Origin of the sequence: Paenibacillus foliorum, assembly GCF_013141765.1 — a bacterium.
Classification (GTDB): domain Bacteria; phylum Bacillota; class Bacilli; order Paenibacillales; family NBRC-103111; genus Paenibacillus_S; species Paenibacillus_S foliorum.
Genome location: NZ_WHOD01000088.1, coordinates 1 through 1,673 on the forward strand (window position 1 = coordinate 1; position 1,673 = coordinate 1,673).

The following is a 1,673-nucleotide window of genomic DNA, read 5'->3' on the forward strand; positions in this document are numbered from 1 at the left end:
GGACGAATCGAGGATATCATATGAAGTTTGGAATGCCTACTTTGGTAGAATTAAAATCCATAAATGAAAATGTTCAATTGTGTAATACACTTGGATTAGACTTTATCGAATTAAATATGAACCTTCCTATCTGCATACCAGAAAATTTAAGTTTTTCGGAATTAAGATGTTATAAAGAACAATACGGATTAGAATTTACAATACATCTTCCAGAAGAACTGGATTTATCTTCTTATCAACCATCAATAAGGAAGGGGCATTTAGAACGCTGCAAACAAGCAATGGAATGGGCTAATTTATCTGGTATTAATACACTGAACATGCACTTGAATAATGGGATTTATTTTACACTACCGCACTCTAGGGTCTGGATAAATGAACAGTATGAATCAAAGTTTTTAGAATTACTTTATGAATCTTACTTAGAACTTTATCAATTAGCTAAAACTTTTGAAGTGCAACTATGTATTGAGAATACATGTAATTTTCATATTCCTTATATTCGAAATGCTCTTGATAAATTAAGTGTTTTCCATAACTTCTACCTTACATGGGATGTTGGTCATGATGCGAAAGCGGATTTCGTTGAAGAATCAATCTTCATTCATTTTAATAATCGTATTAGGCATATGCACCTTCACGATTATAATGGTAAATCAGACCACCAATCTTTATATACTGGAATCGTACCAATAAATGACAGATTGGATTTTGCTCGGGAGAATAATTTATCTGTAGTAATAGAAGTTAAAACCAGTGAGTCATTAGCTGAATCTGTAGCCGAACTCAAGAAAAATGGTTTCCTAAGCTAAACGGGCAGTTTTGTTGAATAAGTTGTAAATTTAACATTTTAAAGTAAGAGCATTTCTTTGTAATGAGAAATGCTTTTTATTTTTATGAAAAACGATATTAATTTATTGTAAAACGATAAATTATGTTGTAAAGTAAAAACTGACATTAAATAAGTGAGGTGCAGTTTATGAAACGAGGAAAAACACTCTTTTTGAAGATAGCTGTTATTCTTATTGGAATCCCAATTCTCGCTTTGTGCATATTTTTAGTGCCTAATATTGGGAATTTTGCTGGAGAATTGTTTCCAGAAACGGCTTATATGAAATCTCTCGTTTTAATCGATATGTACGCAGCAGCGATTCCTTTTTACTTTGCTCTGTATCAAGCTTTTAAACTTTTAAGCTATATTGATAAGAACCAAGCGTTCTCGGAATTATCGGTAAAAGCTTTAAAGAATATAAAATACTGTGCCATCACAATCAGTACCTTGTACCTGCTAGGTATGCCACTCTACTATCTCATGGGGAAGAGAGTTGACCCTCCAAGTTTCATACCAATGGGATTGGGCATTATTTTCGCCTCTATGGTGATCGCCGTTTTTGCTGCTGTTCTCCAAAGACTTTTACAAGAAGCTATTAATATAAAATCAGAAAATGATTTAACGGTCTGAGGTGGAGCATATGGCAATTATTATTAATATTGATGTGATGTTAGCAAAACGAAAAATGAGCGTAACGGAGCTTTCGGAGAGGGTTGGAATTACTATGGCGAATCTTTCCATTCTGAAAAATGGGAAAGCAAAAGCGGTGCGTTTTTCAACATTAGAAGCGATATGTAAGACTTTGGATTGTCAGCCAGGTGATATTTTGGAGTACAAAAGC

Annotated in this window: 3 protein-coding genes; all 3 read left to right on the forward strand. The window is 33.5% G+C overall.

The features are described 5' to 3' along the window. Window positions 1-812, forward strand: an 812-nt coding sequence (locus GC093_RS23905; RefSeq protein ID WP_216624790.1) for a sugar phosphate isomerase/epimerase family protein, incomplete at its 5' end; no start/stop codon positions are given. A 167-nt stretch (window positions 813-979) separates the two neighbouring features. Beyond that, window positions 980-1,462: a DUF2975 domain-containing protein gene (locus GC093_RS23910; RefSeq protein WP_171654438.1), complete on the forward strand. Its 483-nt coding sequence runs from the start codon at window positions 980-982 to the stop codon at window positions 1,460-1,462. A gap of 10 nt (window positions 1,463-1,472) precedes the next feature. Beyond that, a partial coding sequence (locus GC093_RS23915; RefSeq protein ID WP_171654439.1) for a helix-turn-helix domain-containing protein occupies window positions 1,473-1,673 on the forward strand: 201 nt, incomplete at its 3' end.

What these genes read in the sequence shown, in the direction of transcription:
- GC093_RS23910 (WP_171654438.1), top strand. Translation starts at nt 980, where the DNA reads ATGAAACGAGGAAAAACACTCTTTTTGAAGATAGCTGTTATTCTTATT.